The organism is Paraburkholderia sp. (genome assembly GCF_035501035.1).
GTDB lineage: Bacteria > Pseudomonadota > Gammaproteobacteria > Burkholderiales > Burkholderiaceae > Paraburkholderia.
The window spans coordinates 1-17733 of sequence record NZ_DATJWR010000200.1 but is presented as its reverse complement, the minus strand read 5'-3'; the positions used below and the strand labels follow the sequence as shown (position 1 = coordinate 17733).

The 17733-nt window shown below is 68.6% G+C and carries 15 protein-coding genes and 1 pseudogene; 8 read left to right on the top strand and 8 right to left on the bottom strand.

The window, feature by feature from the left end:
* From VMJ11_RS14220 to iolB, 5 genes and pseudogenes are all read left to right on the top strand, one after another.
* A pseudogene (locus VMJ11_RS14220) lies at positions 1-190 on the top strand (sugar ABC transporter ATP-binding protein); the annotation flags it as partial.
* 56 nt (positions 191-246) lie between these two features.
* On the top strand, positions 247-2265 hold the full coding sequence (locus VMJ11_RS14215) for a bifunctional 5-dehydro-2-deoxygluconokinase/5-dehydro-2-deoxyphosphogluconate aldolase (protein ID WP_325620032.1): 2019 nt from the start codon (positions 247-249) through the stop codon (positions 2263-2265).
* Complete coding sequence (gene iolD / locus VMJ11_RS14210) at positions 2262-4253, top strand: 3D-(3,5/4)-trihydroxycyclohexane-1,2-dione acylhydrolase (decyclizing) (protein WP_325620031.1); 1992 nt, start codon at positions 2262-2264, stop codon at positions 4251-4253. The genes VMJ11_RS14215 and iolD overlap by 4 nt, the downstream gene beginning before the upstream one ends.
* 42 nt (positions 4254-4295) lie before the next feature.
* Positions 4296-5210 carry a myo-inosose-2 dehydratase gene (gene iolE, locus VMJ11_RS14205; RefSeq protein ID WP_325620030.1) on the top strand — a complete coding sequence of 305 codons (915 nt, stop codon included), beginning with the start codon at positions 4296-4298 and terminating at the stop codon, positions 5208-5210.
* Entirely contained in the window at positions 5207-6010 is an 804-nt protein-coding gene (gene iolB, locus VMJ11_RS14200) for a 5-deoxy-glucuronate isomerase (protein WP_325620029.1), read from the top strand. The genes iolE and iolB overlap by 4 nt, the downstream gene beginning before the upstream one ends.
* A gap of 70 nt (positions 6011-6080) precedes the next feature.
* On the opposite strand, the gene VMJ11_RS14195 is transcribed toward iolB, so the two are convergent.
* Complete coding sequence (locus tag VMJ11_RS14195) at positions 6081-7763, bottom strand: methyl-accepting chemotaxis protein (RefSeq protein WP_325620028.1); 1683 nt, start codon at positions 7761-7763, stop codon at positions 6081-6083.
* A 566-nt stretch (positions 7764-8329) separates the two neighbouring features.
* Between VMJ11_RS14195 and VMJ11_RS14190 the strand changes: the two genes are divergently transcribed.
* The 3 genes from VMJ11_RS14190 (at position 8330) to VMJ11_RS14180 (ending at position 11231) form a co-directional block, all read left to right on the top strand.
* Entirely contained in the window at positions 8330-9571 is a 1242-nt protein-coding gene (locus VMJ11_RS14190; protein ID WP_325620027.1) for an MFS transporter, read from the top strand.
* A 187-nt stretch (positions 9572-9758) separates the two neighbouring features.
* Positions 9759-10244 carry an adenosine-specific kinase gene (locus VMJ11_RS14185; RefSeq protein WP_325620026.1) on the top strand — a complete coding sequence of 162 codons (486 nt, stop codon included), beginning with the start codon at positions 9759-9761 and terminating at the stop codon, positions 10242-10244.
* 6 nt (positions 10245-10250) lie between these two features.
* Positions 10251-11231, top strand: a complete 981-nt coding sequence (locus VMJ11_RS14180; RefSeq protein ID WP_325620025.1) for an ATP adenylyltransferase family protein — start codon at positions 10251-10253, stop codon at positions 11229-11231.
* A 145-nt stretch (positions 11232-11376) separates the two neighbouring features.
* Here VMJ11_RS14180 and VMJ11_RS14175 read toward each other — a convergent pair whose 3' ends face one another.
* From VMJ11_RS14175 to VMJ11_RS14145, 7 genes are all read right to left on the bottom strand, one after another.
* Complete coding sequence (locus tag VMJ11_RS14175; RefSeq protein ID WP_325620024.1) at positions 11377-12078, bottom strand: ABC transporter ATP-binding protein; 702 nt, start codon at positions 12076-12078, stop codon at positions 11377-11379.
* Positions 12075-12824 carry an ABC transporter ATP-binding protein gene (locus tag VMJ11_RS14170; protein ID WP_325620023.1) on the bottom strand — a complete coding sequence of 250 codons (750 nt, stop codon included), beginning with the start codon at positions 12822-12824 and terminating at the stop codon, positions 12075-12077. The genes VMJ11_RS14175 and VMJ11_RS14170 overlap by 4 nt, the downstream gene beginning before the upstream one ends.
* Positions 12821-14119, bottom strand: a complete 1299-nt coding sequence (locus VMJ11_RS14165; RefSeq protein ID WP_325620022.1) for a branched-chain amino acid ABC transporter permease — start codon at positions 14117-14119, stop codon at positions 12821-12823. The genes VMJ11_RS14170 and VMJ11_RS14165 overlap by 4 nt, the downstream gene beginning before the upstream one ends.
* Positions 14120-14135: 16 nt before the next feature.
* Entirely contained in the window at positions 14136-15074 is a 939-nt protein-coding gene (locus tag VMJ11_RS14160; protein ID WP_325620021.1) for a branched-chain amino acid ABC transporter permease, read from the bottom strand.
* 82 nt (positions 15075-15156) lie between these two features.
* A complete protein-coding gene (locus VMJ11_RS14155) occupies positions 15157-15642 on the bottom strand; it encodes a thioesterase family protein (RefSeq protein ID WP_325620020.1) in 486 nt (161 codons plus the stop codon).
* A 53-nt stretch (positions 15643-15695) separates the two neighbouring features.
* Positions 15696-16226, bottom strand: coding sequence for an NUDIX domain-containing protein (locus VMJ11_RS14150; protein ID WP_325620019.1), 531 nt, complete (start codon positions 16224-16226; stop codon positions 15696-15698).
* 169 nt (positions 16227-16395) lie between these two features.
* Positions 16396-17616, bottom strand: coding sequence for a YbfB/YjiJ family MFS transporter (locus tag VMJ11_RS14145; protein ID WP_325620018.1), 1221 nt, complete (start codon positions 17614-17616; stop codon positions 16396-16398).
* Between the last annotated feature and the right edge of the window lie 117 nt (positions 17617-17733).

Sequence of the window (17733 nt, the reverse complement as noted above, 5' to 3'; positions counted from 1 at the left end):
GGTGATCTTCATCACCCACAACGTGCATCACGCCTACCCCATTGGCGACTCGTTCACGCTGCTCAATCGCGGCCGCTCGCTCGGCACGTTCACGAAGGACACGATCAGCAAGAACGAAGTGCTCGACATGATGGCGGGCGGTGCGGAAATGCAGAAGATGATCGCCGAACTCGACGGCGCGACCATCTGAGCCACCCAAGCCCCCCCCAAGCCATCAGGCACCGCACGAACTCACCAGGAATGCACATGGCCCTCACCCCTTCCACCCCGAGCCGCTTCGCATCCGGGCGCAGTCGCGATATCGTCTGCCTTGGCCGCCTTGGCGTCGATCTCTATGCGCAGCAAGTGGGCGCGCGGCTCGAAGACGTCTCCACGTTCGCGAAGTACCTGGGCGGCTCGTCGGCGAACATCGCCTTCGGCTGCGCGCGGCTCGGCCTGAAGTCTGCGATGCTCACACGCGTCGGCGACGACCACATGGGGCGCTTTCTCGTCGAAACGCTCGCGAAGGAAGGCTGCGACACGAGCCACGTGCGCGTGGACCACGAACGCCTCACGGCCCTCGTGCTGCTGGGCATCAAGGACCGCGACACGTTCCCGCTCATCTTCTACCGCGAGAACTGCGCCGACATGGCCGTCGACGCACATGATTTCGACGAGGCCTTCATCGCTTCCTCGAAGGCGCTGCTCATCACGGGCACCCATTTCTCCACCGAGCAGGTGAACCGCACGAGCCTCGCCGCGCTCGACTACGCGCGCCGCAACAACGTGCGTACCGTGCTCGATATCGACTATCGGCCCGTGCTCTGGGGCCTCACGGGCAAGGCGGACGGCGAGACGCGCTTCGTGGCGAGCGAGGGCGTAAGCGCGCACCTGCAGCGCATCCTGCCGCGCTTCGATCTCGTGATCGGCACGGAGGAAGAGTTCCGCATTGCGGGCGGCAAGGAAGCGCTCATCGATGCACTCAAATGCGTGCGCGAGGTCACCGGCGCGACGTTGCTCGTCAAGCGCGGCCCGCTAGGCTGCCAGATCGTGGAAGGCGCGGTGCCCGCCTCGCTCGGTGATCTGCCGCTACAGCGCGGCGTGGAGGTCGAGGTGCTCAACGTGCTCGGCGCGGGCGACGCTTTCGCCTCGGGCTTCCTCTCGGGCTGGCTGCGCGATGCGCCGCTCGAGGACTGCGCGCGCGCGGCCAACGCATGCGGCGCGCTCGTCGTGTCGCGGCACGGCTGCGCGCCCGCCATGCCCACGCCCGCCGAGCTCGATTACTTCCTGCGCGAAGCCGCCGCCGACCCGCTACGCATGCGCCGCCCCGATCGCGACGCGATGCTCGCGCGCCTGCATCGCGTGACGCCCGCGCGCACGCCGCGCGACGAAGTGCTGGGCTTCGCGTTCGATCATCGCAACCAGTTCTTCGACCTCGCGCAGCAGAGCGGCGCAGACGAAGCGCGCATCTCGCACCTGAAGAATCTCTTCGTCGAAGCCGTCGCGCAGACCGAGCGCACGCTGGGCCTGCAAGGACGCATCGGTGTCCTGATCGATGACCGCTACGGTCAGGATGCACTGAACGCCGCGAGCGGACGCGGCTGGTGGATCGGCCGCCCAGTCGAGCTGCCGGGGTCCGTTCCGCTCGTGTTCGATCACGGCCGCTCGATCGGCACGACCCTCGCCTCCTGGCCCATCGAGCAAACGGTGAAATGCCTCGTGCAGTTCCACCCCGACGAGCCCGTCGAGCTGCGTCTCGAACAGGAAGCGCAACTGCGCGCGCTCTATGACGCCACCCAGGCTAGCGGCCACGAGTTGCTGCTCGAAGTGATCCCGCCAAAGCGCAATGGCGCGCCGAACGCGCCCGACACGGTCTATCGCGCGCTCAAACGGCTCTACAACATCGGCATCTATCCCGAGTGGTGGAAGCTCGAACCGATGGACGCGGCGCAATGGCGCGACATCGACGCGCTGATTGCCGAGCGCGATCCGTATTGCCGAGGCGTCGTGCTGCTCGGGCTCTCCGCGCCCATCGAGCAGCTTGCGGAAAGTTTCCGCGCGGCGGCCGGCTCGCGCACCTGCCGCGGCTTCACGGTGGGCCGCTCGATCTTCTACGAACCGAGCCTCGCGTGGCTCGCCGGCGAGATCGGCGACGAAGAAGTGATCGCCCGCGCGCGCCGCGCATTCGAAACGCTGATCGGCGCGTGGCGCGCCGCGCGCGCCGAAGCAGACGATACTCACGATGTGCACACGCCCCGCGACAAGCACGAGGAGAAAGCGGCATGAACCAACGCATCGCTCCCATCGCCAACGCTTCGCAGGAAAGCCAACAAAACGCGGTGCCGGGCGCGCACGCGAGCACCGTGCGCCTGACGGCGGCGCAGGCGCTCGTACGCTTTCTCGCCGCGCAGCGCGTGGCGAGCGAAGACGGCTCGGGCCGCACCGAGCCGCTCTTCGGCGGCGTGTTCGCGATCTTCGGTCACGGCAACGTGGCCGGCATCGGCGAGGCGCTCTATCAGTATCGTCACGAGCTGCCCACGCTGCGCGCGCACAACGAGCAGGCCATGGCGCACAGCGCGATCGCTTATGCCAAGGCGCATTTTCGCCGCCGCATGATGGCGGTGACGACTTCCATCGGCCCAGGCGCGACGAATCTCGTCACGGCCGCCGCGCTCGCGCACGTGAACCGGCTGCCCTTGCTGCTGCTGCCCGGCGACATCTTCGTCTCGCGCGAGCCCGACCCGGTGCTGCAACAGATCGAAGATCTGCACGACGGCGGCCTTTCGGCCAACGACGCGCTCAAGCCGGTATCGCGCTACTTCGACCGCATCGTGCATCCCGCGCAACTGCTCACCGCGCTGCCGCGCGCGCTGCGCGTGCTCACCGACGCGGCGCTGTGCGGCCCGGTCACGCTCGCGTTGCCGCAGGATGTACAGGCCATGGCCTGGGACTACCCGGCGAGCTTCTTCACGCCGCGCCTCGTGACGTTTCACGCACCCGCGCCGATCCAGGCCGAGATCGACGCGGCGATCACGCAACTGCATCGCGCGAAGCGCCCGCTCATCGTGGCCGGCGGCGGCGTGCTCTATTCGCGCGCCTCGCAAGCCCTGCAGACGCTCGCGGCCTCGCGCGGCATTCCCGTCGCCGAAACGCAGGCCGGCAAAGGCGCGCTCGCCTGGGACGACCCGCTCAACGTGGGCGCGATCGGCGTGACGGGCTCGCCCGCGGCCAACGAGCTTGCACGCGACGCCGACTGCGTGCTCGCCGTCGGCACGCGCCTGCAGGACTTCACGACCGGCTCGAACTCGCTCTTCGTCAACGCGCACGTGGTCGGCTTGAACGCCAACGGCTTCGACGCGCTCAAGCACAACGGCCTCGCCGTGCAGGCCGACGCGCGCCAGGCGCTCGCCGCGCTCAACGACGAACTCATCAACTGGCGCGCCGACCCGAACTGGACCGCCCGCGCCCTGCAGCTCGCCGGCGAGTGGCGCGCGAGCGTCGATCGCCTCACGGGTGCGTCGCAGGAACGCAACCACCTGCCCTACGACGCCGACGTGATCGGCGCCGTGCAACGCTCGTCCAACCGTTCGCACACCGAAGATATCGTCGTGTGCGCAGCCGGCACGCTGCCCGCCGAGCTGCACAAACTCTGGCGCGCGGGGCAGCCCGGCGCGTATCACGTCGAGTACGGCTATTCGTGCATGGGTTACGAGATCGCGGGCGGCCTTGGCGCCAAGCTCGCGAGGCCCGATCGCGAAGTGATCGTGATGGTGGGCGACGGCAGCTATCTGATGATGAACAGCGAGATCGCCACCTCGGTCATGCTCGGCGCGAAGCTCATCATCGTCGTGCTCGACAACCGCGGCTACGGCTGCATCAACCGCCTGCAGCAGGCCTGCGGCGGCGCGCCGTTCAACAACCTGTTCGGCGATTGCGCGCAGGGGCCGCTCGGCGCGCCGCGCATCGATTTCGCCGCGCATGCGCGCTCGCTTGGCGCACAGGCCGAGCACGTGGCGAACGTCGCGGAACTCGAGGCCGCGCTGCAACGCGCGCGCGCTTCGTCGCGCACCTATCTCGTCTGCATCGACACCGACCCGGCACGCACGACCGAAGAAGGCGGCTGGTGGTGGGAAGTGGCGGTGCCCGAGGTGTCCACGCGCGCCGCCGTGCGCGAGGCTCGCGAAAGCTACGACCAGCATCTGGCCGCACGCGGGGGCCGCGCTCAGGCGCCCGATGGCCCACCCGCCAGCGTCGATGAAGCCGATAACGCATGACAAGCACGACAAGCAGGACGACAAAGCCATCGAGGAGCGCACATGAGCGCATTTGAAGTACGCATCGGCATCAACCCGCTGTCGTGGATGAACGACGACCTGCCCTCGCTCGGCGGCGAAACGCCGCTTTCCGTGGCGTTGAGCGAAGGCCGCGAGATCGGCTATGAGGGCTTCGAACTCGGCAACAAGTTTCCGCGCGAACCTCAGGCGCTCAAGGCGCTCCTCGCGCAATACGATCTCTCGCTCGTCTCCGGCTGGTACTCGGGCATGCTCGCGCGGCGCAGCGTCGAAGAGGAAATCGCGGCCGTCGACAAGCATCTGGAGTTGCTCGCGCAGAACGATGCGAAGGTGATGGTGTACGGCGAAGTCGCCGACTCGATCCAGGGCGCGCCGCGCCCGCTCTATCAGCGGCCGCGCTTTTTCAGCGAGAAGCAATGGGACGACTACGCCGCACGCGTGGACGCCTTCGCGCGCCATACGCTCTCGCGCGGCGTGCGGCTTGCGTATCACCATCACATGGGCGCGTACGTCGAAACGCCCGCCGACGTCGACAAGCTCATGGCGCGCACGAGCGACGCCGTGGGCCTGCTGTTCGACGCGGGCCATATCACGTTCGCGGGCGGCGACCCGGTTACCGAGCTCGACAAGCACATCGCGCGCGTGTGCCACGTGCATTGCAAGGACGTGCGCCCCGCCGTGATGAAGCTCGCGCGCAACCGCAACTGGAGCTTTCTCGACGCCGTGCTGGCCGGCGCGTTCACCGTGCCCGGCGACGGCGCCGTGGATTTCCCCGCGATCATCGCGCGCCTGAAGCGCCATGGCTACCGCGGCTGGCTCGTCGTCGAAGCCGAGCAGGACCCCGTGATCGCACCGTCGTACGCGTATGCGCAAAAGGGCTATCGCACGCTGCGCACGCTCGTCGATGCAACGGACACCCAATCAAAGGAGGCAGCATGAGCCTGCTGGTCAAGGCCGCGCGCGAAGGCCAGACGATCGCGCGCGTCACGCCCGCCACGGCGGGCTGGCGTTATGTCGGCTTCGCCGCGTACCGTCTCGCGACAGATGAGATCGTGTATGTGTTCGCACCCGATCGCGAAAGCTGCATCGTCGTGCTCTCGGGTGCGGTGGATATCGAAGCCGGCAGCGAGCGCTTTTCGAGCCTCGGCTCGCGTGACAGCGTGTTCGAGGACGCCGCGCCCTACGCGCTCTATGTGCCGCCAGGCGTGAAGGCCACGGTGCGCGCGACGCGCGAAGCCGAAGTGGGCGTGGCGAGCGCGCCCGCGAAAGGCACGCTGCCCGTGCGGCTCATCGAGCCCGCGCAGATGAAGCGCTCCACGCGCGGCAAGAACGCGAATACGCGCTACGTGTGCGATATCCTGCCGCAAAGCGAACCCGCGGAGTCGCTGCTCGTGGTCGAAGTGCGCACGCCCTCGGGGCATTCGTCGAGCTATCCGCCGCACAAGCATGATGCCGACCGGCTGCCGCAGGAAAGCGCGCTCGAAGAGACTTACTATCACCGGCTCAATCCGCAGCAGGGCTTCGCGTTCCAGCGCGTCTACACCGACGCGCGCGACCTCGACGAAACGATGGCCGTGGAAGATCACGACGTGGTGATGGTGCCGCGCGGCTATCATCCGGTGGTCGTGCCGTATGGCTACGACTCGTACTATCTGAACGTGATGGCGGGACCGACGCGCGAATGGCACTTTCACAACGATCCCGCGCACGAGTGGATCATCGAGCGCGACGCGAAGTGATGCGTCCATGAAAAAACGCCGCGTGGAAAACGCGGCGTTTTTCGTTATCGGCAACAGCGGGAAGCGGGAATCAGGCGAGCTGGAACTTCCCGACGAGGCGCTTGAGCACCTTCGCCTGATCGTCGAGCGACTGCGCCGCGGCCGTGGCCTCTTCCACGAGCGCCGCGTTCTGCTGCGTGCCCGCGTCCATTTGCGTGACCGCGCGGCCGATCTCCTCGATGCCCGCGCGCTGCTCGCGCGAGGCCGCCGAAATCTCGCCGATGATGTCGTTCACGCGCTTCACGGCTTTCACGACCTCGTCCATCGTCGCGCCCGCATTCTGCGCGAGCGACGAGCCGTTGGCCACGCGTTCGACCGAGGCGCTAATGAGCGTCTTGATCTCCTTGGCCGCCGCGGCGCTGCGCTGTGCGAGATTGCGCACTTCGCCCGCGACCACCGAGAAGCCGCGCCCTTCCTCACCGGCACGCGCCGCTTCGACGGCGGCGTTGAGCGCGAGAATGTTGGTCTGGAACGCAATGCCCTCGATCACGCCGATGATGTCCGCGATGCTCTTCGCGCTGTCGTTGATCTCGTGCATCGTCGCCACCACGCGCCCCACCACCGAGCCGCCCTTCTCCGCGATTTCCGAGGCGTTGCCCGCGAGCGTGCTGGCCTGTTCCGCGTTTTCGGCGTTCAGGCGCACCGTGGACGTGAGCTGTTCCATGCTGCTCGCGGTGCGCTCGAGCGCGACGGCCTGCTCCTCGGTGCGCCGCGAAAGATCGAGATTGCCCGTCGAGATTTCGCCCGACGCGGCGGCGATCGCCTCGGCGCTCGCGGCGATCTCCGCCACCGTCGTCGAGAGGCCGTTTTGCATGTCGCGCAGCGCGCCGAGCATGCTCGACGCGTCGCGAGCGTGCACGGCCACGGGCTGCGCGAGATCGCCGGCCGCGATGCGCGCCGCGATGGCCTTCGCATGCGCGGGCTCGCCGCCGAGCTGCCGCGCGATGCGGCGCACGACCCACTCGCTCACGAAGAACGCGAGCACGAACATCGCCACGGTCGCGACCGCCATCATCACGAACGAGGACTTGAAGATGAACCCGGCCTTCTCGATCGTCGCCTTGGCGGCCACGCCGCGCTGCGTGACGAGGTCGTCGACGAGCGTCTCGAGCTTGCCCGTCTCGACGAGCAGCGACACGTCCTGGGTGCCAACCTGCCAGCTCATCTGCGAGAGATCGAGCGGCTGCTGCTTCACGAGCGTCACGAAGTCTCGCAGATGACCGCTCCACGCCGTGGTCGCGTCCGCCAGCTTCTTTTGCAGCGCGAGCGCGTCGCCGCCCTGCTGCTGCGCGTAGTCCTGCAACTCCCCCATCTCGCGCGCGAGCGCGGCGAGATCCTTGTCGACGTCCTCGCCAAGCTCGTCGCGCTCGCGCGCCGTGGTCGCGGTGAGCAGCATCTTTTGCGCGCGGCTTGCGCGCAGCACGTGGCCGCGCGCTTCCTCGGCGGCGCGGCTCGCCACGTAGCCCTGTTCGTAGATCGATTGCGTGGAGCCGTTGAGCCGGCTGATCTGCGCGAGCGAGACGGCGCCGATCGCGAGCGTGCCGATCAGTACGAGTGCGAAGGCGAGACGCAGCGTCGCTTTCACGGAAAGCCGCGAGCTGCCCGTCGTCGTACCCCGACGCCCCACGTTGCCCCCCTGCGCACCAGCCGCGCCTCTTACCGGGTCCTGCGGCACGAAGCTCGCGTGCCGGCCGCCTTGCGATACTGCTCTCATCTTTGTCGATCTCCTGTCGATGGGACTTAGCGCTTAGTCCCATCCCATGCAAAGCTGTCGATGGGAGCCGGCGCCTTGATGCCTCGTCCCATCCCATGCGCAGCTGTCGATCGCAGTTGGCGTTTCAGCGCTCACCGCGACCTCATGCATCGCTCTGCTTGTTGTTCGACGTCGCGCCATCGTTCCTGATTTGCGTTCCGTCTCAACTCCGGTCTACGGCACACCATCGCGCAATCTTTAACGCCGCGCTCGGGTGTGGCTCATAGTCCGGCCCCGTATCTGCGCGCCTCGTGGGCGCGCGTCTCGCGGGTTATACACGGCCAAAATGAGGCGCCAAAAATCCCCGACCAATTTCGAGCATTGGCTCCAGCCCCTTGCGACACCACGCCGCACGGCGAGTGACTTCAATTCGTGTCCGGATCTCGACAAAACTTGTCCGTACGACTCGAGCAAGACACATTACACTGCGCTCATAACTCTTATACATGTCCATTTCAGGCCGTCGCCGTGTCTGCCGCTTCAATCGGACGCAGCGCCCGCATGATGCTCTCCTGCGTATAGACAACATGGAAACCAGCCTCGACAAGCGCGGCCTGCCGGCCGCCGCTGCGCCCGCCCCTTCGGGCACCGTGCAACGCACCGTGTACTCGGTGCTCGGCGCGATCAGCTTCTCGCACCTGCTCAACGACATGATCCAGTCGCTGATCCTGGCCATCTACCCGATGCTCAAGGACAACTTCTCGCTGTCGTTCACGCAGATCGGCCTCATCACGCTCACCTACCAGATCACGGCGTCGATGCTGCAGCCGCTAGTGGGTGTCTACACCGACAAGCGGCCGCTGCCGTACTCGTTGCCCGTCGGCATGGGCTTCACGCTGTGCGGCCTGCTGCTGATGTCGGTCGCACCCAGCTTCGGCGTGCTGCTCGTGGCGGCGGCGCTGGTGGGCTGCGGCTCCTCCGTGTTCCATCCGGAGTCCTCGCGCGTGGCGCGCATGGCTTCGGGCGGCCGCCACGGCCTTGCGCAGTCGCTCTTCCAGGTGGGCGGCAACGCGGGCTCGTCGCTCGGGCCGCTGCTCGCCGCGGCTGTCGTCATTCCGCACGGCCAGCGCAGCATCTCGTGGTTTTCGGCAGCCGCGCTCGTCGGCATGGTCGTGCTCACGCAGATCGGCCGCTGGTACAAGGCCCATCCGACCATGAAGAAAAAGCGCGCCGAGGCGCCGCACGTCGCGCTCCCGCGCCGCCGCGTGGCCGCCGCCATGGGCGTTCTCGTGCTGCTCGTGTTCTCGAAGTACTTCTACCTCGCGAGCATCAACAGCTATTTCACGTTCTATCTGATCGACCGCTTCCACCTGTCCGTGCAGGCCGCGCAGGTGCATCTGTTCGTGTTCCTCGCGGCCGTCGCGGCAGGCACGATCATCGGCGGGCCGGTGGGCGACCGCATCGGCCGCAAGTACGTGATCTGGGGTTCGATTCTGGGCGTCGCGCCGTTCACGCTGCTCCTGCCCTACGCCAACCTGTTCTGGACCGGCGTGCTCACGGTGATCATCGGCGTGGTGCTGGCCTCGGCGTTCTCGGCCATCCTCGTCTACGCGCAGGAGCTGATTCCGGGCAAGGTGGGCATGGTCGCGGGCCTCTTCTTCGGCTTCGCGTTCGGCCTGGGCGGCATCGGCGCGGCCGTGCTCGGCCAGCTTGCCGACGCGACCAGCATCAGCTTCGTCTACAAGGTCTGCTCGTTCCTGCCGCTCATCGGCATTCTTACCGTGTTGCTGCCCAACATCGAGGTCAAGCGCGCAAAGAAGGCGGCCTGAGCGCGGCGCCTGACTTTGTGAACGGCTAGACGGCCGGACGCCCTGCGGGGCTCCGGCCGTTTTCCGTTGTGCGCCCGCACACGCTTTGCCTCACCGCGACTTCGTACTAGGCTTGATGTTGGCCGCCGCCCCGCCCCCAGCCCTGCGTCAGCGGCCACCTTCGAGACGCCCGCACACGAGGTCCGCCATGCAACTGTCCACGGTAGAGATCCAGAAGCCCGAAGCCACCAATTTCATCCTCGGCCAGACCCACTTCATCAAATCCGTCGAGGATCTGCACGAGGCCATCGTCGGCACGGTGCCGGGCATCCAGTTCGGCCTCGCGTTCTGCGAGGCGTCGGGCAAACGGCTCGTGCGCCGCTCGGGCACCCAGGACGCGCTCATCGAGATGGCCACGCTGAACGCGCTGCGCATTGCCGCAGGTCACTGCTTCATCGTCGTGCTCGGCGACGGCTTTTTCCCGATCAACGTGCTCAACACGATCAAGGCCGTGCCCGAGGTTTGCCGCATCTTCTGCGCCACCGCGAACCCGACCCAGGTGCTGATCGCGGAGACGGATCAAGGGCGCGGCATCGTCGGCGTGGTGGACGGCTTTGCGCCGCTCGGCGTCGAGGTGGAGGACGACGTGCGCTGGCGCAAGGACCTGCTGCGTGCGATCGGCTACAAGGCCTGAGCACCCATGGTCCCGCTGCGGGCGGCCATCGAGCGGCAGACGGCGCACGCGCTCGCGTGCGGCGCGCTCCATCCGATCGAGACGACGCATACGTGGATCGATGACGGCGGCGTGCGCTTTGCCGTGCGCGTGGCCGCCAATCTCGCGCGCAAGGAGGCTGCGGGCCTGAGCCCGCAGACGCCACGCGATCCGTTTCTGCCCTACGAGCCCGATCTTTTCGTCGCCGATCTCTCGCCCACGCACGTTGCGCTGCTCAACAAGTTCAACGTGATCGATCATCACCTGCTGATCGTGACGCGCCGCTACGAGCCGCAGGAAGCGCTGCTCGACGTCGCGGACTTCACTGCGCTCGTCGACGCGATGCGCGCGATCGACGGCCTCGCGTTCTATAACGGCGGACAGGTTGCGGGGGCAAGCCAGCCGCACAAGCATCTGCAGATCGTCCCGCTGCCACTGGTCAGCGACGCGCCAGCCATGGCGAGCGATGAAGCGAGCGAGGCGAGGAGCCCGGCGCACTGCGAGGCATTCGTCGAGTCGCACATCGAGCCGCCTGTCGAGTCGCACATCGAGCCACCCATCGAAGCGCTGCTCGGTCGCGCGCAGGCGGTGCATGGCGCACGTCCGATCTCGATCGTACCGGGGCTCAGGTTCCGTCATGCGTTCGCGCGTCTCGATCTCGGCCCGGGCTCAGGCACGTCGAGCGACGCCGCGCGCATGGCGCTCGACTGTTATCGCGCGCTGCTCGATGCGGTGGATGTGCCGTCCATCGATGTGGGCGGTGTGACGCAGCAGGGCGCGCCGTACAACCTGCTCGTCACGCGCCGCTGGATGCTGGTCGTGCCGCGCTCGGCGGAGCGCGTGGAGGGCATCCCGGTGAATGCGCTCGGCTTCGCTGGCTCGTTCTTCGTGCGCGACGCCGCACAGTTGCAGACACTTGCGCGCCTCGGGCCGATGACGGCGCTGGAACGTGTGGGGGTGGCGCGCTGAGCCGGGCTCTGCATGTGCCGGGTTTTGTATGCCTGACTTTGTATGCCGCGCTTTGCCGGCCGCACTCTGCAAGGCCGCACTCTGCAAGGCCGCACTTCGCAAGGCCGCACTTCGCCACCAGCCGCTTAGCCCTCGCCCAGATTCTTCAGCCAACCCCAAGCCACTCGCGCACCACCTCGTCGCGTAGCGCGAGCGCCTGCGGATCGCCTTCGAACACGACGCGGCCATGCCCCATGACCGCCACGCGATCCGCGAGCGTGGGCGCGAGCGCGAGGCGCTGCTCGATCAGCAGTACCGCCACTCCGCGCGCGCGCAGCGCGGCGAGGCACTCGCCCACGCGAGCGGCCATCTGGGCGGCCAGCCCTTCGGTGGGCTCGTCGACGATCAGCAGGTCCGGGCCGCCCACGAGCGCGCGGGCGAGCGCAAGCATCTGCTGTTCGCCGCCCGAGAGCACGCCCGCGCGCGCGGCGCGCCGCCCGGCGAGAACCGGGAACAAGGCATACGCGTCGTCGATCGTGAAGCGGCCGGTGCGCGGACCGAGGCCGAGCCTCAGGTTTTCGTCGACGGTGAGCGTCGGGAACACGTCGCGCTGCTCCGCCACGTAGCCGAGCCCGAGCCGTGCGATCTCGAAGGTGCGCAGCCCCGCGAAACTGCGGCCCGCAAAGCGCCGCACGCCATCCGCATGCACCATCGACATCAGCGCCTTCGCGAAGGTCGAGCGGCCCGAGCCGTTGCGCCCCGCGAGCGCGACGATCTCGCCCGCCTCCACGCGCAGATCCACGCCGTGCAGCACCTGGCTTGCCCCGTACCAAGCGCGCAGGTTCTCGACTTCGAGCAGCGCGCTCATGGTGCGAAGCCTCCGAGGTACGCCTCGCGCACGGCCGCGTTGGCGCGAATCGCCTCGGGCGTGCCGGTGGCGATCACGCGGCCCTGCACGAGCACGGAGACGCGATCCGCGAGCCCGAAAACGGCGTCCATGTCGTGCTCGATCAAAAGCAGCGTCTTGCCGGCCGTGGTGGCGCGGATCAGGTCGATGGCGCGCGCGGCTTCGGCGCGGTTCATGCCGGCGGTCGGCTCGTCGAGGAGCAGCGTGTGCGCGCCACCCGCGAGCGCGAGGCCGAGATCGAGCGCGCGCTGCTCGGCGTAGCCCAGCGCGCCGGCTTCGCGATGCGCGGCATCAGCGAGGCCAATCGCTTCGAGCACTTCCTGCGCGCGCGCCTCGACGCGCCGCGAGGCAAGCCAGCGCGCGGCGAATCCGGCCGCGCCATGGCGCGAAGCGAGCACCGCGCAGCGCAAGTTCTCGAGCACGGTCAGGCGCGCGAACACGCTCGTTGTCTGGAAGCTGCGCGCGAGACCGCGCCGGCTCAGCGCGGCGGGCGCAAGACGCGTCGTATCGGCGCCGTTCAGGTCGATGCGGCCCGCACTCGGCCGGCGTTCGCCCGCGATCAGGCTGAAGAGCGTGGACTTGCCCGCGCCGTTCGGGCCGATCAGCGCATGGCGCTCGCCCGTGCGCACGCTCAGGTCGACGCCGCGCAGGATGCGCGTGTCGCCGAAGCGCTTCTCGATGCCGGTGAGACGCAGCGCTTCTGTCATCGCACCTCCCCGGCTGCGTCGAGCGCGCGTGCGGCCCTCGCGGCGCGGCGCCCCACGACGAACGCGAGCCCCGCCAGCACCACGATGAGCGCCACCAGCCCCGATGCGGTTGCGGGCGTCGGCGTGGCGAACCACGCGCGGGGATCGTCGGCGCGAAAACGCACGGCATAGGCCCACTGCACCGCCAGCACGAGCGCGAACGCCGCGCTGGCCGTCGCGCTCGTCGCGGCCAGCCACGGCGCGCGGCAACGCCGCCAGCCGTGCCGCGCAAGTCGCGCGCGCTGACGCGCGGCACACCCTGCGAGGCCATCGGGCGCGCCCAGCACCACGACGATGAAAAAGAGGCCCACGTAGAGCATCCAAGCGCGCGTCGCGCTCGCGACGCCCACGCTGAACACCACCCACACGATCGCGCCAAGCGCCGGACCGAAGAACGAGGCCGCGCCGCCCGTCACCGTGGCGATCATCACGGCAGCCGAGCGCATCATGCCGACGCTCTCGGCGGCAGCGAGCTCCACGTTGATGAGCGTGAGCGTGCCCGCCACGCCCGCGAACGCCGAGCTCCAGACGATCATCGTCGCCCGCACGCGCGCGGGCGTTGCGCCGAGCGCCGCCGCTCGCACGGGGTTGTCGCGCACCGCGTTCGCCAGACGCGCGAATGGCGTGCGCGAGAGCGCGAAGATCGCCGCGCTCGCCAGCACGCACCACACGGCGATCACCCAGTACGCCTCCCGGTCCGGGCCGAAGGTCCAGCCCGCGATGGCGGGTCCGCTCGCACGATCGATGCCGACGCCGGCTTCGCCGCCGAACCAGTCGGGCAAGGCCCACGCGGCGGCGGCCACCAGTTCGCCAAGTCCCAGCGTGATCATCGCGAAGGCCGTGCCCGCGCGGCGCGCGGCCACCAGCGCCGTCAATGCGCCGAACGCCGCCCCGCCCACGCCGCCCGCGATGGGCAGCAGCGGCAGCGGCAACGCATAGCGATTGAACAGATGCGCGGCGGCGAGCGCGCCGAGACCCGCCGGTGCGGCATGGCCAAACGAGAGCAGCCCAGTTTCGCCGAGCAGCAGGTTATAGGAGAGCGCGAAGACGATCATCGTCGCCACCTGAGCCAGGCACGCCAGCAGCCAGCCTTGCGGCGCACCCGAAGGCGACAGCCACGCGCCGACGATGGGCGCCGCGGCGAAGCACGCGATGAGCGCAAGCCACGGCGCGAGTGCGCGCCATGCACGACCACGCGGAGGCAGGGTCGTACGAGTCGAGGAAGAGGCGCCTGCGGAGCGCTTTTCGATGTTCATGGTGAGGCGGGCGCGTTCAATCGTCGTCGCCGCGCTGCCCCAACAGGCCGCGCGGGCGCAGCGCGAGCGTCGCGACGAGCAGCAGGTAGGGCAGCAAGGGCGCAAGCTGCGCAAGCGTGAGCGCCTGCCAGGCAGGTGACACGTGTGCGCCGAGACGCGCGGCGACGCCGCCGAACGTGACGTCGCTCGCGACAGCGAAGGTCTGCAGCAACCCCACCGCGAGCGACGCGACGAACGCGCCGCCGAGCGACCCGAGCCCGCCAATCACCACCACCACGAACACGATCGAGCCGACGGACTCGGCCATCGCCGGCTCGACGACGAAGAGCGGCGCGGCCACCGCGCCCGCGAGCGCGGCGAGCGCGGTGCCGAGCGCGAAGACCATGGTCTGCACGCGCGGCACGTCGTGGCCGAGCGCCTCGACGGCGTGCGCATGCGTAAGCGCCGCGCGTATGACGAGGCCCGTCTTCGAGATGCGCAACACCGCATGGAGCAGGCCAAGCATGGCCGCCGCCACGGCCATCATGAACGCGCGATAGCGCGAGAACGCCGCGCCGCCCACCGTGAAGAGCGGGCCGTCGAGCAGCGCGGGCAGCGGCGCGGAAAGCGGCTGCAAGCCCCAGACGAGCTTCACGAGCTCGCCGATCACATAGGCCGCGCCGAACGTGAGCAGGAGCGCATTGAGCGGCCCGGCCGGCCGCACGCGCCGCAAGAGCGTCACTTCGAACACCGCGCCCGCAAAGCCCGCCACGAGCGGCGCGAGCACGAGCGCCCAGCCGAAGCCGAGCCACAGCGCGAAGCTCACGCCGAGATAGGCGCCGAGCATGTAGAAGCTCGCGTGCGCGAAGTTGAGCACGCCGAGCATGCTGAAGATCAGCGTGAGCCCGGCGCACAGCATGAAGAGCAGCAGGCCGTAGCTGATGCCGTTGAGCGCGTCGATGACGAGAGCCTGCACGCGGGCGTCCTGGTTGTCCTGTGGCTTGCGTCTGTTGCGTCTGTTGCGTCCGTTGCGTCCGTTGCGTCTTGCGTGGCGGCGCTCAGGAGGAGCGCGACGCATTCGCTTCGACGGCAACACCCGCGCCGCTACCGGCGACGAGCGGCTCGAGTGCCGCGCGCAGCGCTTCGGGCAACGCGCTCACGGGCCGGCGCGTCGCGCGATCGACGTAGACGTGCACGAAATGGCCTTGCGCCGCCGGCGTCGCTTCGCCTTCGCGAAAGAGGCCGACCTCGTAGCGCACGCTCGACGAACCGAGACGCGCGACGCGCAGCCCCGCCTCGACGCGCTCGGGAAACGCGAGCGGCGCGAAGTAGTTGCACTGCGTCTCGACGACGAGCCCGATCGTCGCGCCGTGCGCGATGTCGAGCGCGCCCTCGCGAATCAGATACTCGTTCACCACGGTGTCGAAGTAGCTGTAGTAGACGACGTTGTTCACGTGGCCGTAGACATCGTTGTCCATCCAGCGAGTGCCGATCGTGAGGAAGTGGCGATAGTCGGAGCGGGCGACGGTGACGGGTCGGTTCATCGGCGATGATCCTGGGTAGGCGTGGCGGAAAAACGGCAATCGTTGTGCGGCGCTCACTGGCCTGGACGCTCGACGAATTCGAACGGCAAGCCGCGCCGGCGCATCCATTCGCCGAGCGCCGGGCCCGTGCCCGCGCGCCACGGCCGCAGCCTCGCGGGCTCGACGAGGCGATATTCGAGCAACTCCGGCGAGAGCGCGATCGTGCCCGAGGCCTTCACGTGATACGCGATGATGAGCTCGTTCTTGCGAATGAATTCGTAGACGCCTACGAGTTCGACGCTTTCGGCGCACAGCGCGGTCTCCTCGAACACTTCGCGCGCGATGCCCTCCTCCGGCGTCTCGCCGTTTTCGAGGAAGCCCGTGATGAGCGCGAACATGCCTTCGGGCCAGGCGGCGTTGCGGGCGAGCAGAATGCGGCCCTCGTACTCGACGATCGCCGCGACGACGGGCAGTGGATTGTTCCAGTGGACGTAACCGCAGGAGAGGTCCTGGCAGACCAGACGCACACGGCCGCCCTCGTGGGCGGGATCGGTGCGCTCGGTCAGACGCGAGGCACAGCGAGGGCAAAACTGATAGTCGCTCATGGGGGAAATGGCGCGCGAGGCTGGCCGTGCGGCCCGGCGGGCACGCTCGCGGCTGGCGCGAAGCGTCCATTTTAGTGCGCTATCGCAGTCGGCGCGCGGCCTCGCCGAAAACGAGGCGTGACGCTAAAGAGCATGAGTGCCGCCATGAGCATGCGCGACCCGGCGCACGCTAGCGCGGGTGCGCCCGCCCACTCCGCACACGCCAGACCAGCCCGGCGGCCCCGACCACGAGCGCGGCCGCCGCGAGCCACAGCGAGGGCGAGAACGAACCCGTCGACGCCGCCAGCGGCGCGGCCACGAGCGGCCCCGCGATCTGTCCGACGCCGTAGGCGGCCGTCGCATACCCCATCAACGCGGCGGCATGCTCGCCGCGCAGCACGCGCGCCTCGCGCATGGCGAAGAGCGTGATCGCCGTGAACGGCAGCCCGATCAGCACGCTGCCGAACGAGAAGCCCGCCGCGTTCGGCCAGACGATGCCAAGCGCGATGCCCACGGCCTGCACCACGTAGCAGCCCGCGAGCATCGTGCGGTTGTCCCAGTGCAGCGGCAGGCGCGCGGCGAGCAGCGCACCGGCGATCAGCGCCGCGCCGAACATCGGCCAGAACAGGTCGGGCCACGCCGAGCCGGGCAGCGCATGGCGCGCGATCACGGGCAGGAAGGTCGCCGTGATGATGTAGCCGAAGCCGGGCACGCCATAGAGCAGCACGAGCCAGAAGGCTTCGGCGCGGCTGCCTTCGTGATCTTCGCGCGCCGGGCTGGCCTTTTTGCCCGCGCCGGCGCGCGGCGCCAATGCGCGCATGTCCTCGCCCAACGTCGCCCACACGAGCGCAGCGAGCAGCGCGCCGATCAGGCCGAAGCCGATCCAGCCCACCCGCGCGCCAAGACCACCTGCGGCGCTGACCCAGAGCCCCGTCGCGATGATGCCGAAGCCAGGACCGGTATAGATCACGCCGCCCCACTCGTTCGCGCCCAGTCGCGCGAGCCGCCGCAGGCCCCATTGCGAGGCGAACACGAAAGTCCAGGCGCTGACCGCGCCCGCCGCGAAGCGCACCGCCGCCCAGATCCAGAACTGCCGCGTGAGTCCCATCGCGAGCGTGAGGAGCACGGTGGCGACGAGGCCCGCGCGCACGATCCTCGCGGGTGCGAAACGCAGCGCGACGCAACTGATCGCGCCAACGAAATAGCCCGCGTAGTTCAGCGAGGCCAGCCAGCCGCCCTGGCGCAGATCGAGCGCGCCACCATGCAGCATCAGCGGCAAGAGCGGCGTAAAGGCGAAGCGCCCCACGCCCAGCGCCACGGCCAGCACCGCCATGCAGGCGAGCGCCGCGCGACGCGCGGCATGTGGGCGTGGTTCGGAAACGAGAGCGGCGTCGGGGACGTAGTCGTTCATGAGCGATGAGCGGCGTCAGCATTGGCAGTGGTTACCATCTTAGGCGGCGTTTTCGTTCACAAAAAATGAATTATGATGAATAAATCAATCCCTAGGAGAGAACTATGGATCTCGCCG

Bases quoted from the DNA above. Each gene is read 5' to 3' on its own strand.
- VMJ11_RS14215 (WP_325620032.1), top strand. From the start codon at position 247: ATGGCCCTCACCCCTTCCACCCCGAGCCGCTTCGCATCCGGGCGCAGT.
- iolD (WP_325620031.1), top strand. From the start codon at position 2,262: ATGAACCAACGCATCGCTCCCATCGCCAACGCTTCGCAGGAAAGCCAA.
- iolE (WP_325620030.1), top strand. From the start codon at position 4,296: ATGAGCGCATTTGAAGTACGCATCGGCATCAACCCGCTGTCGTGGATG.
- iolB (WP_325620029.1), top strand. From the start codon at position 5,207: ATGAGCCTGCTGGTCAAGGCCGCGCGCGAAGGCCAGACGATCGCGCGC.
- VMJ11_RS14195 (WP_325620028.1), bottom strand. From the start codon at position 7,763: ATGAGAGCAGTATCGCAAGGCGGCCGGCACGCGAGCTTCGTGCCGCAG.
- VMJ11_RS14190 (WP_325620027.1), top strand. From the start codon at position 8,330: ATGGAAACCAGCCTCGACAAGCGCGGCCTGCCGGCCGCCGCTGCGCCC.
- VMJ11_RS14185 (WP_325620026.1), top strand. From the start codon at position 9,759: ATGCAACTGTCCACGGTAGAGATCCAGAAGCCCGAAGCCACCAATTTC.
- VMJ11_RS14180 (WP_325620025.1), top strand. From the start codon at position 10,251: ATGGTCCCGCTGCGGGCGGCCATCGAGCGGCAGACGGCGCACGCGCTC.
- VMJ11_RS14175 (WP_325620024.1), bottom strand. From the start codon at position 12,078: ATGAGCGCGCTGCTCGAAGTCGAGAACCTGCGCGCTTGGTACGGGGCA.
- VMJ11_RS14170 (WP_325620023.1), bottom strand. From the start codon at position 12,824: ATGACAGAAGCGCTGCGTCTCACCGGCATCGAGAAGCGCTTCGGCGAC.
- VMJ11_RS14165 (WP_325620022.1), bottom strand. From the start codon at position 14,119: ATGAACATCGAAAAGCGCTCCGCAGGCGCCTCTTCCTCGACTCGTACG.
- VMJ11_RS14155 (WP_325620020.1), bottom strand. From the start codon at position 15,642: ATGAACCGACCCGTCACCGTCGCCCGCTCCGACTATCGCCACTTCCTC.
- VMJ11_RS14150 (WP_325620019.1), bottom strand. From the start codon at position 16,226: ATGAGCGACTATCAGTTTTGCCCTCGCTGTGCCTCGCGTCTGACCGAG.
- VMJ11_RS14145 (WP_325620018.1), bottom strand. From the start codon at position 17,616: ATGAACGACTACGTCCCCGACGCCGCTCTCGTTTCCGAACCACGCCCA.